This is a genomic window from Serratia sp. P2ACOL2 (assembly GCF_003691565.1).
GTDB classification, from domain to species: domain Bacteria; phylum Pseudomonadota; class Gammaproteobacteria; order Enterobacterales; family Enterobacteriaceae; genus Serratia; species Serratia liquefaciens.
Genome location: NZ_CP033162.1, coordinates 478,539 through 495,766, shown reverse-complemented (window position 1 = coordinate 495,766; position 17,228 = coordinate 478,539). Strand labels below are relative to the sequence as shown.

Below are 17,228 nucleotides of genomic sequence, written 5' to 3'. Positions count from 1 at the left end.
ATTGATAGCGGAAATTTCTAATTCACGACAACAAATTCACTGAACAAGTTAAAAAAATAAGGGCGCTGCAATGAACTGCAGCGCCCTGGCTCTTACGGCATCATCGAATTACTTGGTGATACGCGCGTGCAACTCCTGCACCGATGTCACCTGTTCGGTCGGATCCGCTTTTAGCGCCATCGCGGTGGCAAAGCCGCCGTTCAGGGTCGTATCGTAATGCACCTTGTACTGCAATGCGCTACGACGGATCAGTTTGGAGTCCTCAATCGCCTGGCGACCGGCGGTGGTGTTGACGATGTAGGTGTATTCGCCATTCTTGATACGGTCCTGAATGTGCGGACGGCCTTCATGCACCTTGTTGACCAGGCGTGGGTTAATCCCCGCTTCGCCCAGCACCACGGCGGTACCGTGAGTGGCATCCAGCTCGAAGCCCTGTTTCAGCAGGCTTGCCGCCAGATCTACTACCCGGGCTTTATCGCCTTCACGCACCGACAGCAGCGCACGGCCCTGTTTTTTCATGCCTGACTGGCTGCCGAGCATCGCCTTGGAGAAGGCCTCGGCGAAGGTACGACCCACGCCCATCACTTCCCCGGTAGAGCGCATTTCCGGCCCTAAAATCGGGTCGACGCCTGGGAACTTGTTGAACGGCAACACCACTTCTTTTACCGAGTAGTAAGGCGGGATGACTTCTTCCGTCACGCCCTGCTCAGCCAGGGTTTTGCCTGCCATCACGCGCGCAGCCACTTTGGCCAACGGCACGCCGGTAGCCTTGGAGACAAACGGCACGGTACGCGCGGCGCGTGGGTTGACTTCAATCAGGTAAACTTCATTGTTTTTCACGGCGAACTGCACGTTCATCAAACCGCGCACCTGCAGCTCAAACGCCAGTTTCTCAACCTGCTGGCGCATCACATCCTGAATTTCCTTGCTCAGGGTGTAGGCCGGCAGTGAACAAGCCGAGTCACCGGAGTGCACGCCCGCCTGTTCGATGTGTTCCATGATGCCACCGATCAGCACTCGTTCGCCGTCGCAGATGGCGTCGACATCGACTTCTACCGCGTCATCCAGGAAGCGGTCCAGCAGCACCGGGGCGTCGTTGGAGACGCTGACTGCGTTTTGGAAGTAACGGCGCAGGTCGATTTCGTCGTAAACGATTTCCATCGCCCGACCGCCCAACACATAAGAAGGACGTACCACCAGCGGGTAACCGATCCCGGCCGCTTTCTCTACCGCCTGCTCAATGGTTGCCACGGTGGCGTTGGCCGGCTGTTTCAGGCCCAGACGGTGTACCGCCTGCTGGAAACGCTCACGGTCCTCGGCGCGGTCAATCGCGTCCGGGCTGGTGCCGATAATAGGTACGCCTGCGGCTTCCAGCTCGCGCGCCAATTTCAGCGGCGTCTGGCCACCGTATTGCACGATAACGCCTTTCGGCTTCTCGATGCGCACGATTTCCAGCACGTCTTCCAACGTTACCGGCTCGAAGTACAGACGGTCAGAGGTGTCGTAGTCAGTAGACACGGTTTCTGGGTTACAGTTGACCATGATGGTCTCGTAACCGTCTTCGCGCAGTGCCAGCGAGGCGTGCACGCAGCAGTAGTCGAATTCGATACCCTGGCCGATACGGTTTGGCCCGCCGCCCAGCACCATCACTTTCGGACGGTCGTTGGTCGGGTTGGACTCGCACTCTTCTTCATAGGTGGAGTACATGTAAGCGGTGTCGGTGGCGAATTCCGCCGCGCAGGTATCCACGCGCTTGTAAACCGGGTGCAGGCCATAGCCATGACGCAGCTTGCGGATTTCGCTTTCGGCGACGCCGGCCAAGATGGCCAGACGCGCATCGGCGAAGCCTTTGCGCTTCAGGGTGCGCAGGAACTCTTTCGTCAGGCCGTTGATGCCGGTACCGGCAACCTGCTCTTCCAGACGCACCAGCTCTTCAATCTGCACCAGGAACCAGCGGTCTACGTTAGTCAGGTTGAAGACGCCGTCAACGGACAGGCCGGCGCGGAAGGCGTCAGCGATGTACCAGATGCGGTCAGAACCGGCGTCTTTCAGCTCACGACGGATTTTGGTCAGTGCTTCCGGGTCATCCAGGCTCACTTTAGGGTCAAAACCGGTGGCGCCCACTTCCAGCCCGCGCAATGCTTTCTGCAGTGACTCTTGCTGGGTACGGCCAATCGCCATCACTTCGCCGACGGATTTCATCTGGGTAGTCAGACGGTCATTGGCACCGGCAAATTTCTCGAAGTTGAAACGAGGGATCTTGGTCACGACGTAGTCGATGGACGGTTCAAACGACGCCGGCGTACGGCCACCTGTGATGTCGTTCATCAGCTCATCGAGGGTGTAACCCACCGCCAGTTTGGCGGCGATTTTGGCAATCGGGAAGCCAGTGGCTTTAGATGCCAGCGCCGAAGAGCGGGATACGCGCGGGTTCATTTCGATGACGATCAAACGGCCGGTTTTCGGGTTAACCGAGAACTGCACGTTGGAACCACCGGTTTCCACGCCGATTTCACGCAGTACCGCCATCGAGGCGTTACGCATGATTTGGTATTCTTTGTCGGTCAGGGTTTGCGCCGGTGCTACGGTGATGGAGTCGCCGGTATGGATACCCATGGCATCGAAGTTTTCGATCGAACAGACGATGATGCAGTTATCGTTCTTATCGCGCACCACCTCCATCTCGTACTCTTTCCAGCCGATCAGCGACTCGTCAATCAACAGCTCTTTGGTTGGAGACAGGTCCAGACCACGCTCGCAGATCTCTTCGAACTCTTCGCGGTTGTAGGCGATGCCGCCACCGGTGCCACCCATGGTAAAGGAAGGACGGATAATGCACGGGAAGCCGACGTCAGCGGCCACCGCCAGCGCTTCTTCCATATTGTGCGCAATACCGGAGCGCGCGGTGTCCAGGCCGATTTTTTTCATCGCCACGTCGAAGCGACGACGGTCTTCTGCTTTGTCGATCGCGTCAGCGGTAGCGCCAATCATGGTCACGCCGAACTCGGCCAGCACGCCCTGACGTTCCAGCTCCAGCGCGCAGTTCAGTGCGGTCTGGCCGCCCATGGTCGGCAGCACGGCATCCGGACGCTCTTTTTCGATGATTTTACGCACCACTTCCCAGTGGATAGGCTCGATGTAGGTCGCATCCGCCATTTCCGGGTCGGTCATGATGGTGGCCGGGTTGGAGTTGACCAGAATAACGCGGTAACCCTCTTCGCGCAGCGCTTTACACGCCTGGGCACCCGAGTAGTCGAACTCACACGCCTGGCCGATAACAATCGGGCCAGCGCCGAGGATCAGGATGCTTTTTATGTCTGTACGTTTTGGCATTTTTTACTGCTCCTGATTATTTGGCGTTAGAACGGTAAGTCTCAATCAGTTCGATAAAGTGATCGAACAGCGGCGCGGCGTCGTGTGGGCCCGGGCTGGCTTCAGGGTGGCCCTGGAAGCTGAACGCTGCTTTATCGGTGCGGTGAATGCCCTGCACCGTGTGGTCAAACAAGGATTTGTGCGTGACGCGCAGTTCGGCCGGCAGGTTGTTTTCGTCTACCGCAAAACCATGGTTCTGCGCGGTGATCATGACGCAGTCGTTATCCAGATCTTTTACCGGGTGGTTGCCGCCGTGGTGGCCAAGCTTCATCTTCACGGTTTTTGCACCGCTGGCCAGAGCCAGCAACTGATGGCCGAGGCAGATGCCAAACACCGGGATATCGGTTGTCAGGAACTGCTTGATGGCGGCGATGGCGTAATCGCATGGCTCCGGGTCACCCGGGCCGTTGGACAGGAAAATACCGTCCGGATCCATCTTCAAGACTTCATCCGCCGGGGTCTGTGCCGGCACCACCGTCAGGCGGCAGCCGCGATCCACCAGCATACGCAGAATGTTGCGCTTGGCGCCGTAGTCATAGGCCACCACGTGGAACGGCAGCTCAGAGGCCGGTTTGGCTTCCGGCAGGTCGCCTTCAAGCGTCCAACTGCCCTGCTGCCAGCTGTAGGCTTCCTGGGTGGTAACTTCTTTCGCCAGATCCATGCCTTTCAGGCCCGGGAAGGCTTTGGCCTTCGCTAACGCCAAGGCGGCATCCGGCGTGTCGGCGGCGATGATGCAACCGTTCTGTGCCCCTTTCTCGCGCAGCAGGCGGGTCAGCTTGCGGGTATCGATATCGGCAATCGCCACGATGTTGTGACGCTTCAGGTAGTCAGACAGGCCTTCTTCGTTGCGATAGTTGCTGGCAATCAGTGGGAGGTCGCGAATGACGAGGCCTTGGGCGTGTACAGCGGAGGATTCTTCGTCGGAAGTATTGGTGCCGACATTGCCGATATGAGGATAAGTAAGAGTAACGATCTGGCGGGAGTAGGAAGGATCAGTGAGGATTTCTTGATAACCGGTCATCGACGTATTGAAGACCACTTCCCCCACTGCCGTACCCTCTGCCCCGATGGCCCGACCGTGGAATTGGGTTCCGTCTTCGAGAACCAATAGCGCTGACTTAATCAAAACACCCTCCAAGGAATAATCAATCACAATATTTGCATATTAATTCAGATATCACGATCTAAATCAATGCAAAAACCGCCCTCAAGGTCAATTTTTGGCAAATTGGGCGCATTTTAATGATGAGTGCTCCGCTTGTCTACCCAAAGCGCCATTTTTTCTCTTATTTTTGCACTTCTCGGCGTTTAATGGGGTCAGTAGCCATAAAAACACGTCTAAACTCGGGTGAGTAAACGGTTGCGAGCTCTAAAGACAGAAAATCACAATTCCCAGGGCACTTTTCCAGGCAAGAGATACGTTGGAAGGGGAAAAAGCATCATAAATTAAAAGTTAACCACCAAAAATAGCAATTAACCAATAAAAACAACATCAAACACATATTTATCATGTTAAAAAAAAGGACAATAAAATTATTGTCCGTTAATCATAGAATTATGATTAATACAGCCACATCACGATGGCATACAAATCAATTATAACTGGTCTAAACCGAGCACATCACGCATATCAAACAGGCCTTTATCATGACCTTCAAGCCATGCTGCAGCCTTAACCGCACCACTGGCAAAAGTCATGCGGCTGGAGGCCTTATGGGTGATTTCTACCCGCTCACCGATGTCGGCGAACATGGCGGTGTGCTCACCGACGATATCGCCAGCGCGAATAGTGGCAAAGCCAATGCTCTTCGGATCGCGTTCACCGGTATAACCTTCACGCGCATACACCGCGCACTCTTTCAGATCGCGCCCCAGCGCGCCGGCAATCGCCTCGCCCATCGCCAAAGCCGTCCCCGAAGGAGCGTCTACCTTATGACGATGATGCGCTTCAACAATCTCAATATCGGTATAGTCGCCCATCACCTGCGCGGCTTTTTCCAGCAGTTTTAACACCAGATTCACGCCCACGCTGAAGTTGGCGGCGAAGACGATGCCAATCTGCCCAGCTGCGGCGCGGATGGCTTCCTTACCCGCATCATCGAAACCGGTGGTGCCAATCACCACGGCTTTTTTGTGCTCAACGCAGAAAGCCAGGTACGCCAGGGTGCTTTCCGGACGGGTGAAGTCGATCAGGATATCGAAATCGTCGGCCACTTTTTCCAGGCTGTCGCTGACGGTTATGCCCAGCGCACCAATGCCCGCCAGTTCACCGGCGTCGGTCCCAATCAGGCTTGAACCTGGGCGCGATACTGCCGCCCCCAAAACCACGCCCTGCGCCTGATGTACCGCCTGGATCAATTGGCGGCCCATACGGCCGCCGGAACCCGCAATCGCAATGCGGATGGGTGAATCAGTCATACTTGCTCTCTTGTTGATTGATTTCATTACCCTAAATAATTGGAGCTGTATCAAGGCGGCAAGCGAGCTTATCCCAATGAGCTTACTTCAGTAAGTGATTCGGGTAAGTGAGCGCAGTCAACACAGATACAGCTTCAAGTATGACGGGTATATCGGTTCAGGGTAACTGCCTCGCCCTATCATCGCCAGAGGATTCATTTCATAATTAGAAAATTATGATATCCCCCACTTTTCATCAGTAATGCTGTCAATGGGTTAACAATCAGGCCGATCAACGCCCCTTGACGATTGTACATAAACATGCAATTTGAACCGGTGAAATTTGCATGAAAAAACGCTCGTTTTCTTCATTCAAACCGGCACAGGTACCACCCGCACGCCGCTTAGCTTAGTATAGGGCGCAACTGCCGCTTTAATTACCTGAGAACCACGGATGAAAACCGCGCAAACCACCATATCGGAAACCCTGACGCAAGATTTGGCCCGCCGCATCATCAGTGGCGATCTGCCGCCTGGGCTGTCGCTGCCGGGGGAGAATGAATTGGCCTTGCAGTATTCGGTTTCACGCACTTCGGTACGTAACGCGTTGCAGGTGCTGGCGGCGAAGGGGTTGGTCTCCATTCAGGCCAAGAAGCGCAGTACCGTCAATGCCCGCGAGCAATGGAGCTTTTTGGATCCTGACGTACTGAGCTGGTTGGCGGAAGGCAGTCTCGACCAACAACTGGTCGAACAATTGATGGTTACCCGTCTGATCTTTGAACCGAATATCGCGGCATTAGCGGCCGTTAACGCCACCGGTCATGACCTGGCCGCGCTGGAAGATGCTTGCAAACTCATGTCACAAGGGCAACAGCAGGCCAGTCGCCAACTCTTCGAGCAGGGCGATATGGCATTTCACCTTGCCTTGCTGGGCGCCAGCCACAATCCTTTTTTGCATTCATTGGGCAGCGCACTTTCCGCGGCCATGGCGCTCTCTTTCCAGCAAACGCTGGAAGAAGATATCCGGCTGACCAAAAATGCGGTTGAAGAGCACCAACAATTGCTGGAGGCCATTCGCTTCAAACAGGTAGAAACCGCACGCCAGCGCATGCGTGTCATTCTGCTCAATGCGGCCAAAAAGAATCACTGGCAGCAGCAACCGGAAATGTTCGCCCACATCCTCTAAAAATCCCTCTTTGCTGTAATTTCGATCGCCCTCACAGATCCTGAGCAATTTTCGCTCTAGCATTCTTGTAGGACAAGACTGAATGGTTTGTATTACTTGAATGAATAACAACTGGATTGGTATCGATTGGGGCACCACTAACTTCCGCGCTTTTTTAATGTGTGGGGAGCAATGCCTAAGTAACCTCAGCCATCCCTGCGGGTTGCTGGCCGTGGAAAAAAACCGGTTTGCCGACACCCTGCATACCTTATTACAGCCCTGGTTAGTCGAACATGGCGCTTTGCCGGTGGTCATGGCAGGCATGGTGGGATCACAACAGGGGTGGCATGAGGTTGCCTACATAACCCAGCCGTGCGGCCTGAAAAGTTTGGCGGCCGGGGCCATGAAATTCACCACTGACTGGGGTAGCCCAGCGTGGATCATTCCCGGCGTTCAGGGGCTGGGGCTCGCTCAGCAGCCTGAAGTGATGCGAGGAGAAGAAGTGCAGCTGCTCGGTTTGGCCAGACGACATCCAGCGGCGCAATGCCTGGCAATTTTACCCGGAACCCACAGCAAGCATGTTCAGTTGAATCAGGGAGAAATCGGCCACTTCTCAACCTTTATGACCGGCGAACTGTTCTCGTTGCTCTGCCGGCACTCCATTATGGGCAACGCCCTGCCGGAACAACAGGAGGACGCGCAGGCGTTCATCCTCGGGGCCGATACGGCACGCAGCGGTGCCCCCCTCAGCCACCTGATTTTCTCGGCACGTACCCGCCGCCTCAGCGGTGAAATCGCCGCGGCAAATATACACAGCTACCTTTCCGGTTTGTTGATCGGTAATGAGCTTCAGGCGCTGCCCGCGCACCAGCCCATCTGGGTTGTCGCCAGCCCCCCGCTGGTTGCGCGCTACCAAATGGCGGCGGAACCCTTGGGCCTGTCATTGCGCGCCACGGATGGCGATAGCTGCTTTATCAACGGATTAAGTCAACTGTATCCCCTACTACAAGGAACCGCCCAATGAGCCCAGAGATCTTCCTCCAACAGTGGCAGCAACAGCCGCTCCCCCTGGTCGCTATTTTGCGTGGCATCACGCCTGAGGAGGCTGAGCCCGTCGCCGAAATTCTGCTGGACTGCGGCTTCCGCTTTCTGGAGGTACCGCTTAATAGCCCCACCCCGTACGACTCTATCCGCGTGATCAGGAAAACCGTCGGCGACAGGGGTTTTGTCGGCGCCGGCACCGTCCTGAACGTCCAGCAGGTTGAAGAGGTGGCCAAAGCCGGGGGACAACTGATTATTTCTCCCAATACCGACGCCGCGGTGATCGGCCATTCCCGTTATTTGAATCTGATCAGCATGCCCGCCGTGGCCACCCCTTCCGAAGCCTTCTGCGCCCTTGCCGCCGGAGCCAGCGGATTGAAGCTGTTCCCGGCAGAAAGTATTACCCCAGCGGTAACCAAGGCGCTGCGTGTCGTACTTCCCCAAAGGCTGGTTTGCTTGCCGGTAGGGGGGATCCAACCGGATCCCCTGCAGATGCGCGCCTATATCCAGGCGGGCAGCAACGGGTTTGGGCTGGGAGGCGGACTCTATCAACCCGGCATCAGCCTGGCGGCATTACGTCAACGCGCGCTGGCCTATCAGGCCGCCTGGCAACATTGCGTGGAATAGCTATTTGCCCACTGCGACGTTGCCGATGCTTGTATAAAAATAAATATAACGCATTGAATTAAAAGGTGTTGTTATGAATAAATCATCTATTCCCGCAAAAACAAACCGCCAAACCCTACAGGTTTGCTTTCTTGCCGCGTTAGCCGGTTTGCTGTTCGGCCTGGATATGGGGGTGATCGCCGGTGCGTTGCCGTTCCTGGCAAACGAATTTAGCCTCTCGAGCCAACAGCAGGAAATCGTCGTCAGCATCATGATGTTCGGCGCCGCGCTGGGGGCCCTGAGCAGCGGGCCTATGTCCTCCCATTTGGGCCGTAAAAAAAGCTTGTTGTTAGGTGCGGTTTTGTTCGTCGTCGGCTCGATCGGCTGCGCCGTGGCCCAAAATCTAGAAGTGCTGGTGATTTCCCGCTTTATCCTGGGATTAGCCGTGGGCATAGCCTCGTTCACTGCGCCGCTGTATCTGTCGGAAATCGCTCCAGAGCGCATTCGCGGCAGCATGATTTCTCTCTATCAGTTGATGATTACCATCGGAATTTTGGCCGCCTTCCTGTCTGATACCGCATTCAGTGCTGGCGGACACTGGCGCTGGATGCTGGGCATCATCACCTTCCCGGCGCTGGTGCTATTTATCGGCGTACTGACACTGCCGGAAAGCCCACGCTGGTTGGCGATGAAGGGGCGCGGTGAATTGGCCGGCAAGGTCTTGCAACTGTTACGCAATTCGGATGCCGAGGCTCGCGACGAACTCAACCAAATCCGTGAAAGCCTGCAAATGAAGCAACGAGGCTGGCAGCTGTTTCGCCACAATGCGCACTTCCGCCGCTCCACCTACCTGGGCGTTCTGCTGCAATTTATGCAGCAGTTCACCGGCATGACGATCATCATGTATTACGCCCCCAAGATTTTTGAAATCGCCGGTTTCGCCACCACCCGCGAGCAAATGTGGTGCACCGTGATAGCAGGCCTGACCAATGTTCTGGCCACCTTTATCGCGATCGCGCTGGTCGATCACTGGGGTCGTAAACCGATCCTCAAACTCGGCTTCAGCCTGATGGCAATCTGCATGGCGACGCTCGGTTATATGTTTTATATCGGCATCGGCAATCCCACGGAACAATACGCCGCAGTGACGGTGCTGCTGATCTTTATCATAGGTTTCGCCATGAGTGCCGGCCCATTGATTTGGGTACTGTGCTCCGAAATCCAACCGCTGGCCGGACGAGACTTTGGCGTCACCTGCTCCACCATGGCCAACTGGATTGCCAACATGATTATTGGTGCCACCTTCCTGACGCTGATCGACAACCTCGGCAGCGCCGGGACTTTCTGGCTTTACGCGCTACTCAATCTGCTATGCATCGTACTGACGTTATGTTTCGTACCGGAAACCAAAAATATCTCCCTTGAATGCATCGAAAAAAATCTGATGCAGGGTGCCTCCCTGCGCCATATAGGCAGGCCACCCCAGCCCAAGACTACCGACCATTCCTTGAATACGCCGGCATAACCCGGCTAATAAAAATAAATCAGAGGAAACCATCATGAAGCTGACCACGGAAAATCCAACGACGGAACAGGCCGCTGAAACGCGGGTGTACGGAAAAATTACCCGCCGCCTGATCCCTTTCCTGATTTTGTGCTATTTCTTCGCCTATCTGGACCGCGTTAACGTCGGGTTCGCCAAGCTGCATATGCAAGACGCCCTGAGCTTCAGCGATACCGTCTATGGTCTCGGTGCCGGCATTTTCTTCATCGGCTATTTTATTTTTGAGCTGCCAAGCAACCTGCTGATGCAACGCTTCGGGCCGCGTTTTTGGATTGCCCGCATCATGGCTACCTGGGCGATCCTGTCCGCGGCCATGATGTTTGTCACCACGCCAACCACCTTCTATGTATTGCGTTTCCTGCTTGGCGTGGCCGAAGCCGGCTTTTTCCCCGGCATCGTGTTCTATTTAACGCTGTGGTTCCCTTCATGGCGTTCCGCCCGCACGCTGGGGCTGTTCATTCTGGTTACACCACTGTCGGTGATTATCGGCAGCCCGCTTTCAGGTTTGATCCTCAAACTGTTCGAAAATGTCGGCGGTTTACACAACTGGCAGTGGCTGTTCCTGGTCGAGGCCATTCCCTCTTTCGTACTGGCCTTTGTGGTACTGCGTTACCTGGATAACAACGTGGACGAAGCCAAATGGCTCACCGTCGAAGAAAAACAGATCGTGCAAACCGATCTGGCCAAGGATCGTGCCAACCGGGATCGGGCGGCGAACGGCAAAGCGTCCCACAGCCTGAAAGAGATGCTGGCTAACCGCTATGTCTGGTTGCTGGCGCTGATTTTCTTCAGTTTCAACGTCGGTTATTACGGCGTCAGCTTCTGGCTGCCTTCCATCATCAAGACTTCGGGTATCAGCGACGATCTCCAAATCGGCCTGCTGGCAGCCCTACCCTACGTGTTTGGCGCGGCATTTATGATATGGAACAGCCGCCATTCCGATCTGAAACAGGAACGTCGCTGGCATATTGCCATTCCGGCAGTGATTGGCTGTATCGGCCTGACGTTGAGCGCTTACTGCAGCGGCTCCACCTTCTGGATGATGACGTGGATCTGCGTAGCGATGTCCGGCACCCTGGCGCTGATCCCTACCTACATCAGCCTGCCCGGCACCCTGCTTTCCGGCACCGCCGCCGCTGCCGGTATTGCTCTGGTGAATTCTGTCGGCAACCTCGCGGGTTTCTTCGGCCCCACGGTTCTCGGCTGGCTGAAAGATCAAACCGGCCAGACCGACAGCGGCCTGTACATTCTGGCGGGCTTCCTGCTGCTCTGTGCGCCGTTGATTTTCATGCTGCCTGCCAAGCTGGTCTCCCCCGGCAAAACCCATGGCATGCATGACCAAGATGTTGCTCAGCCTGACGCTGAGGATCCTTTAAATATCACTGAGAGATTTTAATGATGAGCGGATGTGGAACCTGTGGCAGCAGCGGTTGCGGCTCGCATTTCAACCCTATTCTGGAGGGCGATGACGGCGCTCTGAAGCGTGCGCTATACAAATCCATGGGGCACAGCGACGAACAACTGCGCCGTCCGGTGATCGCCGTGGTCAACAGCTATACCAACGCGACGGCCGGCCACGCCAATCTGAATGAGCTGACGGCCAAGGTATTGCAGGGCATTGAAGCAGCCGGCGGGGTCGGCATGGTGTTCGGCACTATCGCTCCCTGTGACGGTATCGCCGAAGGGCATCTCGGCATGCGCTACATTCTGGCCGCTCGTGAAGTGATCACCGCCTCCATCGAAGTGATGATGCGTGCCCATCGTTTCGACGGCATGGTGTTGCTTGGCTCCTGCGACAAAATTGTCCCCGCCATGCTGATGGCGGCGGCACGGCTGGATATTCCGGCCATCATGGTTAACGGCGGGCCGATGTACCCGGCTGAATATAAAGGTAAACACTGGGACGGCAACATCGTCACCGAGGCCATCGGTTGGAAGATGCGTGGCGAAATCGATGAGGCGGAATTTGCCCATATCGAAAATATCGCCGAACCCGGCCCGGGCTCCTGCACTATGTACGGCACCGCCAACACCATGTGCTGCATCGGTGAAGTACTGGGTATGAGCCTGCCGGGCAGCAGCACGCTGCCGGCGGTTTCGGCCGAACGCCGCGAGTGCGCTATCGAAACCGGGCGCACCGCGGTGGAACTGGTATTGAATGGCGTCAATGCCCGCCAAATTATCACCGCCGAGTCGATCCGCAATGCGGTGATCTACCTGCTGGCCACCGGCGGCTCCACCAATGCCATCCTGCATCTGCAAGCCATTCATTACGAAGCGGAACTGGGCCACCTGCCGCTGTCCGTCTTCGATGAGTTGAGCCACCAGGTACCGCTGGTTGCCTCGCTCTACCCGGCCAGTGAACATGACATGATTGATTTTTGGGAAGCGGGTGGCGTACCGGCAGTAGAGCTTGAGATTGCCAAACTGCTCGATCTCAATGCGTTAACCGTCACCGGCAAAACCAAAGCTGAACTGCTGGCGGAAACCCGGCCAAGCCGCCGCCCGGAAGTCATCCATACCCTGTCCATTCCGGTGCGGAATGAAGCTGGCGTTGCCGTGCTGCACGGTAATTTGTCACCGTTAGGCTGCGTGGTGAAACCTGCGGCCGTGCCGGAAAATTTGATGCGCTTCCGGGGGCCCGCCGTGGTGTTCAACAGCGAGCAGGAGTCCGTCGAGGCGATTATGTCCGGCCAGATTAAGCCGGGTAGCGCCCTGGTCTTGCGCTATGAAGGGCCTAAAGGTGGCCCCGGAATGCCGGAAATGTATAAGCCGATGAAATCGCTGGAAGGCATGGGCCTGGCTGACAGTTGCGCTCTGATCACCGACGGCCGTTTCTCCGGCTCCAACCGCGGGCTGTTTGTCGGCCATATCTCGCCTGAAGCGGTGGACGGCGGCGAGCTGGCATTGGTGCAAGACGGTGACGAAATATCCATCGATATTCCCGCGCGTACTCTTACGCTGCACGTTGACGAGACGATGTTGGCGCAGCGGCGCCAAAACTGGCAACCCGTGGACAAAGAAGTGCCGCGCGGCTTCCTGCGTTTATATCGTCGCTGGGCTTTACCTGCTGCGCAGGGTGCCGTACTGGCCGATCGGGAGGAGGAATAATGGGCCGTTACCAAGCTATCGACATTGAAGGGGTCAACCCTATCGTCGCCATGCCGTTCAAGGCCAATGGCGAAATCGACCCGCTGAGTTTTACCCAGTTGCTGGAGCATCTGGCAGCAACCGGCGTTCAGGGAATGACGCTGTTTGGCATCGCCAGCGAATTCCCGAAGCTCGAGGAGCCTGAGCGTGAACGCCTGGCGGAGATATTTATCAGCGAACTGGCAGGAGCCCCGCTGTTTCGCGCTATCTCGGTCACCGATCACAGCAGCGAAGTCGCCGTCAAACGCGCTCGTCATTATCAAGCTCTGGGCGCCGACGCTTTGATGCTGCTGCCCCCCTTTTTCCTTCAACCCAGCCCACAGGCGATCCAGCAGCACATTTTCGCCGTTCTGGAGGCCGTAGACATCCCGGTAATGGTGCAATACGCGCCGAGTGAAACCGGTTTGCCGATCACCCCGCAACAATTGGCCGACGTGGCAGCCCGCTATCCCCATGCGGTGTTCAAAATTGAATGTAATCCGCCGGTGGAATACACCAAAGAATTTCTGCAACTGGCTCCCCTGGCCAACGTTCTGAACGGCTATGCCGGGCTTTATATGTTGCAGATGTTGGCGGCGGGCGGCAAAGGCGTGATGCCGGGTTGCTCGTTCAGCGAGATTTACCTGCGTATTTATCGCCATTGGCAGGCCGGTGAAGTGGAACAAGCGAATAGGCTGCATCAGGCATTGTTGCCTTACATCCAACGCTGGATGAGCCACTGCGAATACATCATTCAGATCGAAAAGACCATCCTGCAACGACGCAATATCATCGCTACCGATTACTGTCGCCACCCTGGTTGGCAACTGACCGCTGATGATCACCTTATGATCGCGCAGTTTTTAAGCCAGTTTTCTCTGTAGCCAAGACGGCCGCTTGATCGCGGCCCTTTCGGAGGTCTATATGCTACGCCACCAATCCGGGCGTGTAGCCATCGTCACTGGCGCCAGTCAGGGCATAGGGCTGGCTATCGCCAAAACCTTTCTCGCTAACGGCGATACCGTGATGGGTTGCGCCTATCCCAGCCTGGAAAATGCGCCGCAGGCCCGACAATTATTAGCCGATTACCCACAGCATTTTTTCTATTCTTCGGTCGACGTCACCCAGACCGCCGACATTAAACGCTTTGTCGCGAATGCTGAACAACAATGCGGACGCATCGACATCGTGGTTTCCAACGCTGGGAAAAACGTCTTCAAAGGCATTGATTGCGAAGAAGAAGACTGGACCCACAATTTCGATCTCAACCTGCGCTCGCACTGGTATCTGGCGAAATGCGCCCGCCCGGCATTGACCAAAAGCCATGGCGTGATCCTGGTGATCACCTCCAACCATGCCTTCTCCACGATGCCTGGCTGTGCGCCCTACAACATCAGCAAACGGGCGCTGCTGTCATTGGTGCAAAGCCTGGCTATTGAGTGGGGTCCGACGATCCGCACGCTGGGTATTGCCCCTGGCTTTATTGATACCGAAGGCAATCAGGCCTGGTTCGACGCCCATACTGACGCCAAACTGGCGCGAGAGAAAACCGTTAAGAAACATCCGGTCGGTCGCCTTGGCCGCCCCGAGGAAGTCGGTGATTTATGCCTGTTTCTTGCCAGCGATGGTGCGGGATTTATCGCCGGCACCACAATTGTGATGGATGGGGGACGCAGTGCCATTATGCAAGACGACGACCGTTAGCGGAAGACACAAAGAGGGGGCCGAAGCCCCCGTGATAAAAGCGACTCAAGCGGTTAACGCCGCCACCTCTTCGGCAATAGTCGCCAGCGCATCATGGCAGGCGTAATCGGCCTGAACCCATGCCGCGTGCTGTCGGTAGGTCGGTTGCGTCAGGATCTGCTGCACGGCATGACGCAGCTGCGATTCGTCCGGATTGCTGGTGTGCAGATTAATGCCGCAGCCAGCTGCCACCACCCGAGCAGCCGCCTCGAGCTTGTCCTCGCCGGTACCGGCAATAATCAACGGCACGCCCTGATCTAACGCGTAGTTGATCGAACCGTAACCGCCGTTGGTGATCAGCACTGCGGCCTGCGGCAACCAGCGTTCGAAAGAGATAAACTCTCGCACTCTGGCATTGTCCGGCAACCGATCCAACAGCCCGTCGACCGAACGCCCCCCGGTGGTCGCCAGCACCCGTACCGGTAACTGTGCCAGCGCCTTCAGCGTCGGAACTATCAACTGATGCAGATCGACATTCGCCAACGTGCCCTGGCTGACAATCACCAGCGGCCGTTGGTCCGTCTCATCCCAGAGGGCTTCGCTCGACTGTTGCATCGGTGCGCTGCGCAACGGGCCAATAAATCGCACGCCGGCGGGCAAATCGTCACGCCGATATTCCAGCGCAGGGGTCGCCAGTTGCAAGAAACGATCGCAACCGCCGAGCAAGGCATCGCTAAAGGGTTGGTGCAGCGGCCTGCCACCGGATTGCGTCATCGCGGCGTCAAAACTCTGCTGCACCTCATCAATCAAGGCACGCGTGGCGTCATCCACCAGCTGTTCGCGACGTAGCTCCCGCGGTAACAGCGCCGGAGGAATGCGCGGCCCGTAGAAGATGGAATCTTCAGACGAGAATGACAGCGGCGTTACGCCGATACCGATAACCGGAGGGCGTTCTTCCGCCTGCAGCAGCGGCAATACCCCGTAGAAACAGTTTTCCACCATCAGCAGATCGGTAGCCTCGGCGGCGATCACCGTACGCAACTGTTGATTCAGCAACGGGATTGGAGCGGCGAAAAAGTCTTTCAACGCCAGCGCCATCTGCACATTGCCCGGCGGCAGTGCAGCGCGTTCAGGAAAGTGTTCCTCGAGATAGCGATAGTCGAAATCGACCTTGGGATCGAAGGCAACAAACTTCGCCCCTATCGCCTCCGCACGTTCACGGAACAACGCGCCGGTCATCACCCGAACCTGGTGCCCTTGCGCAATCAGGTGCCGGGCAATGCCCAGCATCGGGTAAACGTGACCGGGCGTTGCCACGGCGGTCATCAGAATACGTGCCATAACTCTTAAGCCTCTGCGTTGGCCGGTTTCAGCGCCAGATTGGCGCACACCGGGTTGCTCTGTATATGAACCCGTTGTAAATGGCGGGCCGAGCGGGCGGTAAAGCCTTCACGCCCGTGCAGCAGCGAGAAGTTATCTGCGATCACCACATCACCCTGCTGCCACTGGTGGGCGTAATAGTGGCGCGGATCGTAGAGATGCTGCTGCAGAGTCTGATGGAACGCTTCCTGCTGATCTTCCGGCACCCCGTGATATTCCAGCGCATGCTGGTTGAGGAATTTCTTCCCTTCTGTCGGCGGTTCGTTGTAGCGCATGATCAGCCCACTACCGCTCGGGTGCGTCACCACCAGCGGCGAACACACCTCACCACCGTAGTGCACCACCTGCTTGATACGGTATGAGATAGACACCGTCAGCCACTGAGCCAGCTGCGACTCATCGGCATTGGCCAGCAGGCGCGTAGTATCGACAAAGGTAGTGCAACCGCCTTCATCCTGCGAGGGCGCGGCTACACAGTGAAACAGCTGGAATTCCGGGATGGTCGGTTTATACATGCCGTCCCAGTGCAGCGGCACATAGCTGCTGTCGAAAATATGGTCCTTGGCGTCTGGATGTTCTTTCACATCCAGCACCGCGCCGAAGGGCCACATCATGATCTCACCCCAATTGCCGGCATAACGGGTCAATACCCGCGGATCGGTAAAACCGGAATCGAAGCCGCGCAGCACCAACAGGTGATGCTGCTGTGCCAGCGTCCGCAGCGCCGCTACCGGCAGCTCGCTGATGGATTGCCCCGGGCGTTCAGGGGTCAATACAGCGCCAAAGGGGCTATTGAGTTCAATACGGCAGTTCAATTGTTGATTGTCCATCGGTGACTCTCCTTGAAGCAAATTTGCTGCTCACACGGCAACCGTGCCGTTAAAAGACGCT

13 protein-coding genes are annotated in these 17,228 nt (G+C 56.5%); 8 read left to right on the top strand and 5 right to left on the bottom strand.

Annotated elements, in window-relative coordinates:
• Positions 1-108 precede the first annotated feature (108 nt).
• The 3 genes from carB to dapB form a co-directional block, all read right to left on the bottom strand.
• A complete protein-coding gene (gene carB / locus EBA31_RS02390) occupies positions 109-3,333 on the bottom strand; it encodes a carbamoyl-phosphate synthase large subunit (protein ID WP_044554139.1) in 3,225 nt (1,074 codons plus the stop codon).
• A 16-nt stretch (positions 3,334-3,349) separates the two neighbouring features.
• A complete protein-coding gene (gene carA / locus EBA31_RS02385) occupies positions 3,350-4,498 on the bottom strand; it encodes a glutamine-hydrolyzing carbamoyl-phosphate synthase small subunit (protein ID WP_122077125.1) in 1,149 nt (382 codons plus the stop codon).
• Between the two features lie 470 nt (positions 4,499-4,968).
• Positions 4,969-5,790, bottom strand: a complete 822-nt coding sequence (gene dapB / locus EBA31_RS02380) for a 4-hydroxy-tetrahydrodipicolinate reductase (protein ID WP_046374542.1) — start codon at positions 5,788-5,790, stop codon at positions 4,969-4,971.
• Positions 5,791-6,223: 433 nt separating this feature from the next.
• Between dapB and EBA31_RS02375 the strand changes: the two genes are divergently transcribed.
• The 8 genes from EBA31_RS02375 (at position 6,224) to EBA31_RS02340 (ending at position 14,978) form a co-directional block, all read left to right on the top strand.
• A complete protein-coding gene (locus tag EBA31_RS02375; protein ID WP_048762910.1) occupies positions 6,224-6,955 on the top strand; it encodes a FadR/GntR family transcriptional regulator in 732 nt (243 codons plus the stop codon).
• Positions 6,956-7,055: 100 nt separating this feature from the next.
• The gene (locus EBA31_RS02370; RefSeq protein WP_122077122.1) at positions 7,056-7,958 is read left to right on the top strand and encodes a 2-dehydro-3-deoxygalactonokinase; all 903 of its coding nucleotides are present in this window, start codon (positions 7,056-7,058) and stop codon (positions 7,956-7,958) included.
• On the top strand, positions 7,955-8,602 hold the full coding sequence (locus tag EBA31_RS02365; protein WP_122077118.1) for a 2-dehydro-3-deoxy-6-phosphogalactonate aldolase: 648 nt from the start codon (positions 7,955-7,957) through the stop codon (positions 8,600-8,602). Before EBA31_RS02370 ends, EBA31_RS02365 begins: the two co-directional genes overlap by 4 nt.
• Positions 8,603-8,675: 73 nt before the next feature.
• Positions 8,676-10,106, top strand: a complete 1,431-nt coding sequence (locus tag EBA31_RS02360) for a sugar porter family MFS transporter (RefSeq protein ID WP_122077115.1) — start codon at positions 8,676-8,678, stop codon at positions 10,104-10,106.
• Between the two features lie 34 nt (positions 10,107-10,140).
• On the top strand, positions 10,141-11,541 hold the full coding sequence (locus EBA31_RS02355; protein WP_122077112.1) for an MFS transporter: 1,401 nt from the start codon (positions 10,141-10,143) through the stop codon (positions 11,539-11,541).
• A gap of 2 nt (positions 11,542-11,543) precedes the next feature.
• Positions 11,544-13,256 carry a dihydroxy-acid dehydratase gene (gene ilvD / locus EBA31_RS02350; protein WP_122080576.1) on the top strand — a complete coding sequence of 571 codons (1,713 nt, stop codon included), beginning with the start codon at positions 11,544-11,546 and terminating at the stop codon, positions 13,254-13,256.
• On the top strand, positions 13,256-14,158 hold the full coding sequence (locus EBA31_RS02345; RefSeq protein WP_122077108.1) for a dihydrodipicolinate synthase family protein: 903 nt from the start codon (positions 13,256-13,258) through the stop codon (positions 14,156-14,158). The genes ilvD and EBA31_RS02345 overlap by 1 nt, the downstream gene beginning before the upstream one ends.
• A 40-nt stretch (positions 14,159-14,198) precedes the next feature.
• A complete protein-coding gene (locus tag EBA31_RS02340; protein ID WP_122077105.1) occupies positions 14,199-14,978 on the top strand; it encodes an SDR family NAD(P)-dependent oxidoreductase in 780 nt (259 codons plus the stop codon).
• Between the two features lie 45 nt (positions 14,979-15,023).
• On the opposite strand, the gene EBA31_RS02335 is transcribed toward EBA31_RS02340, so the two are convergent.
• Together EBA31_RS02335 and EBA31_RS02330 are read right to left on the bottom strand one after the other, a co-directional pair.
• Positions 15,024-16,283: a glycosyltransferase gene (locus EBA31_RS02335; protein WP_122080575.1), complete on the bottom strand. Its 1,260-nt coding sequence runs from the start codon at positions 16,281-16,283 to the stop codon at positions 15,024-15,026.
• A gap of 20 nt (positions 16,284-16,303) precedes the next feature.
• Complete coding sequence (locus EBA31_RS02330) at positions 16,304-17,167, bottom strand: TauD/TfdA family dioxygenase (protein WP_020825157.1); 864 nt, start codon at positions 17,165-17,167, stop codon at positions 16,304-16,306.
• Positions 17,168-17,228: the final 61 nt, after the last annotated feature.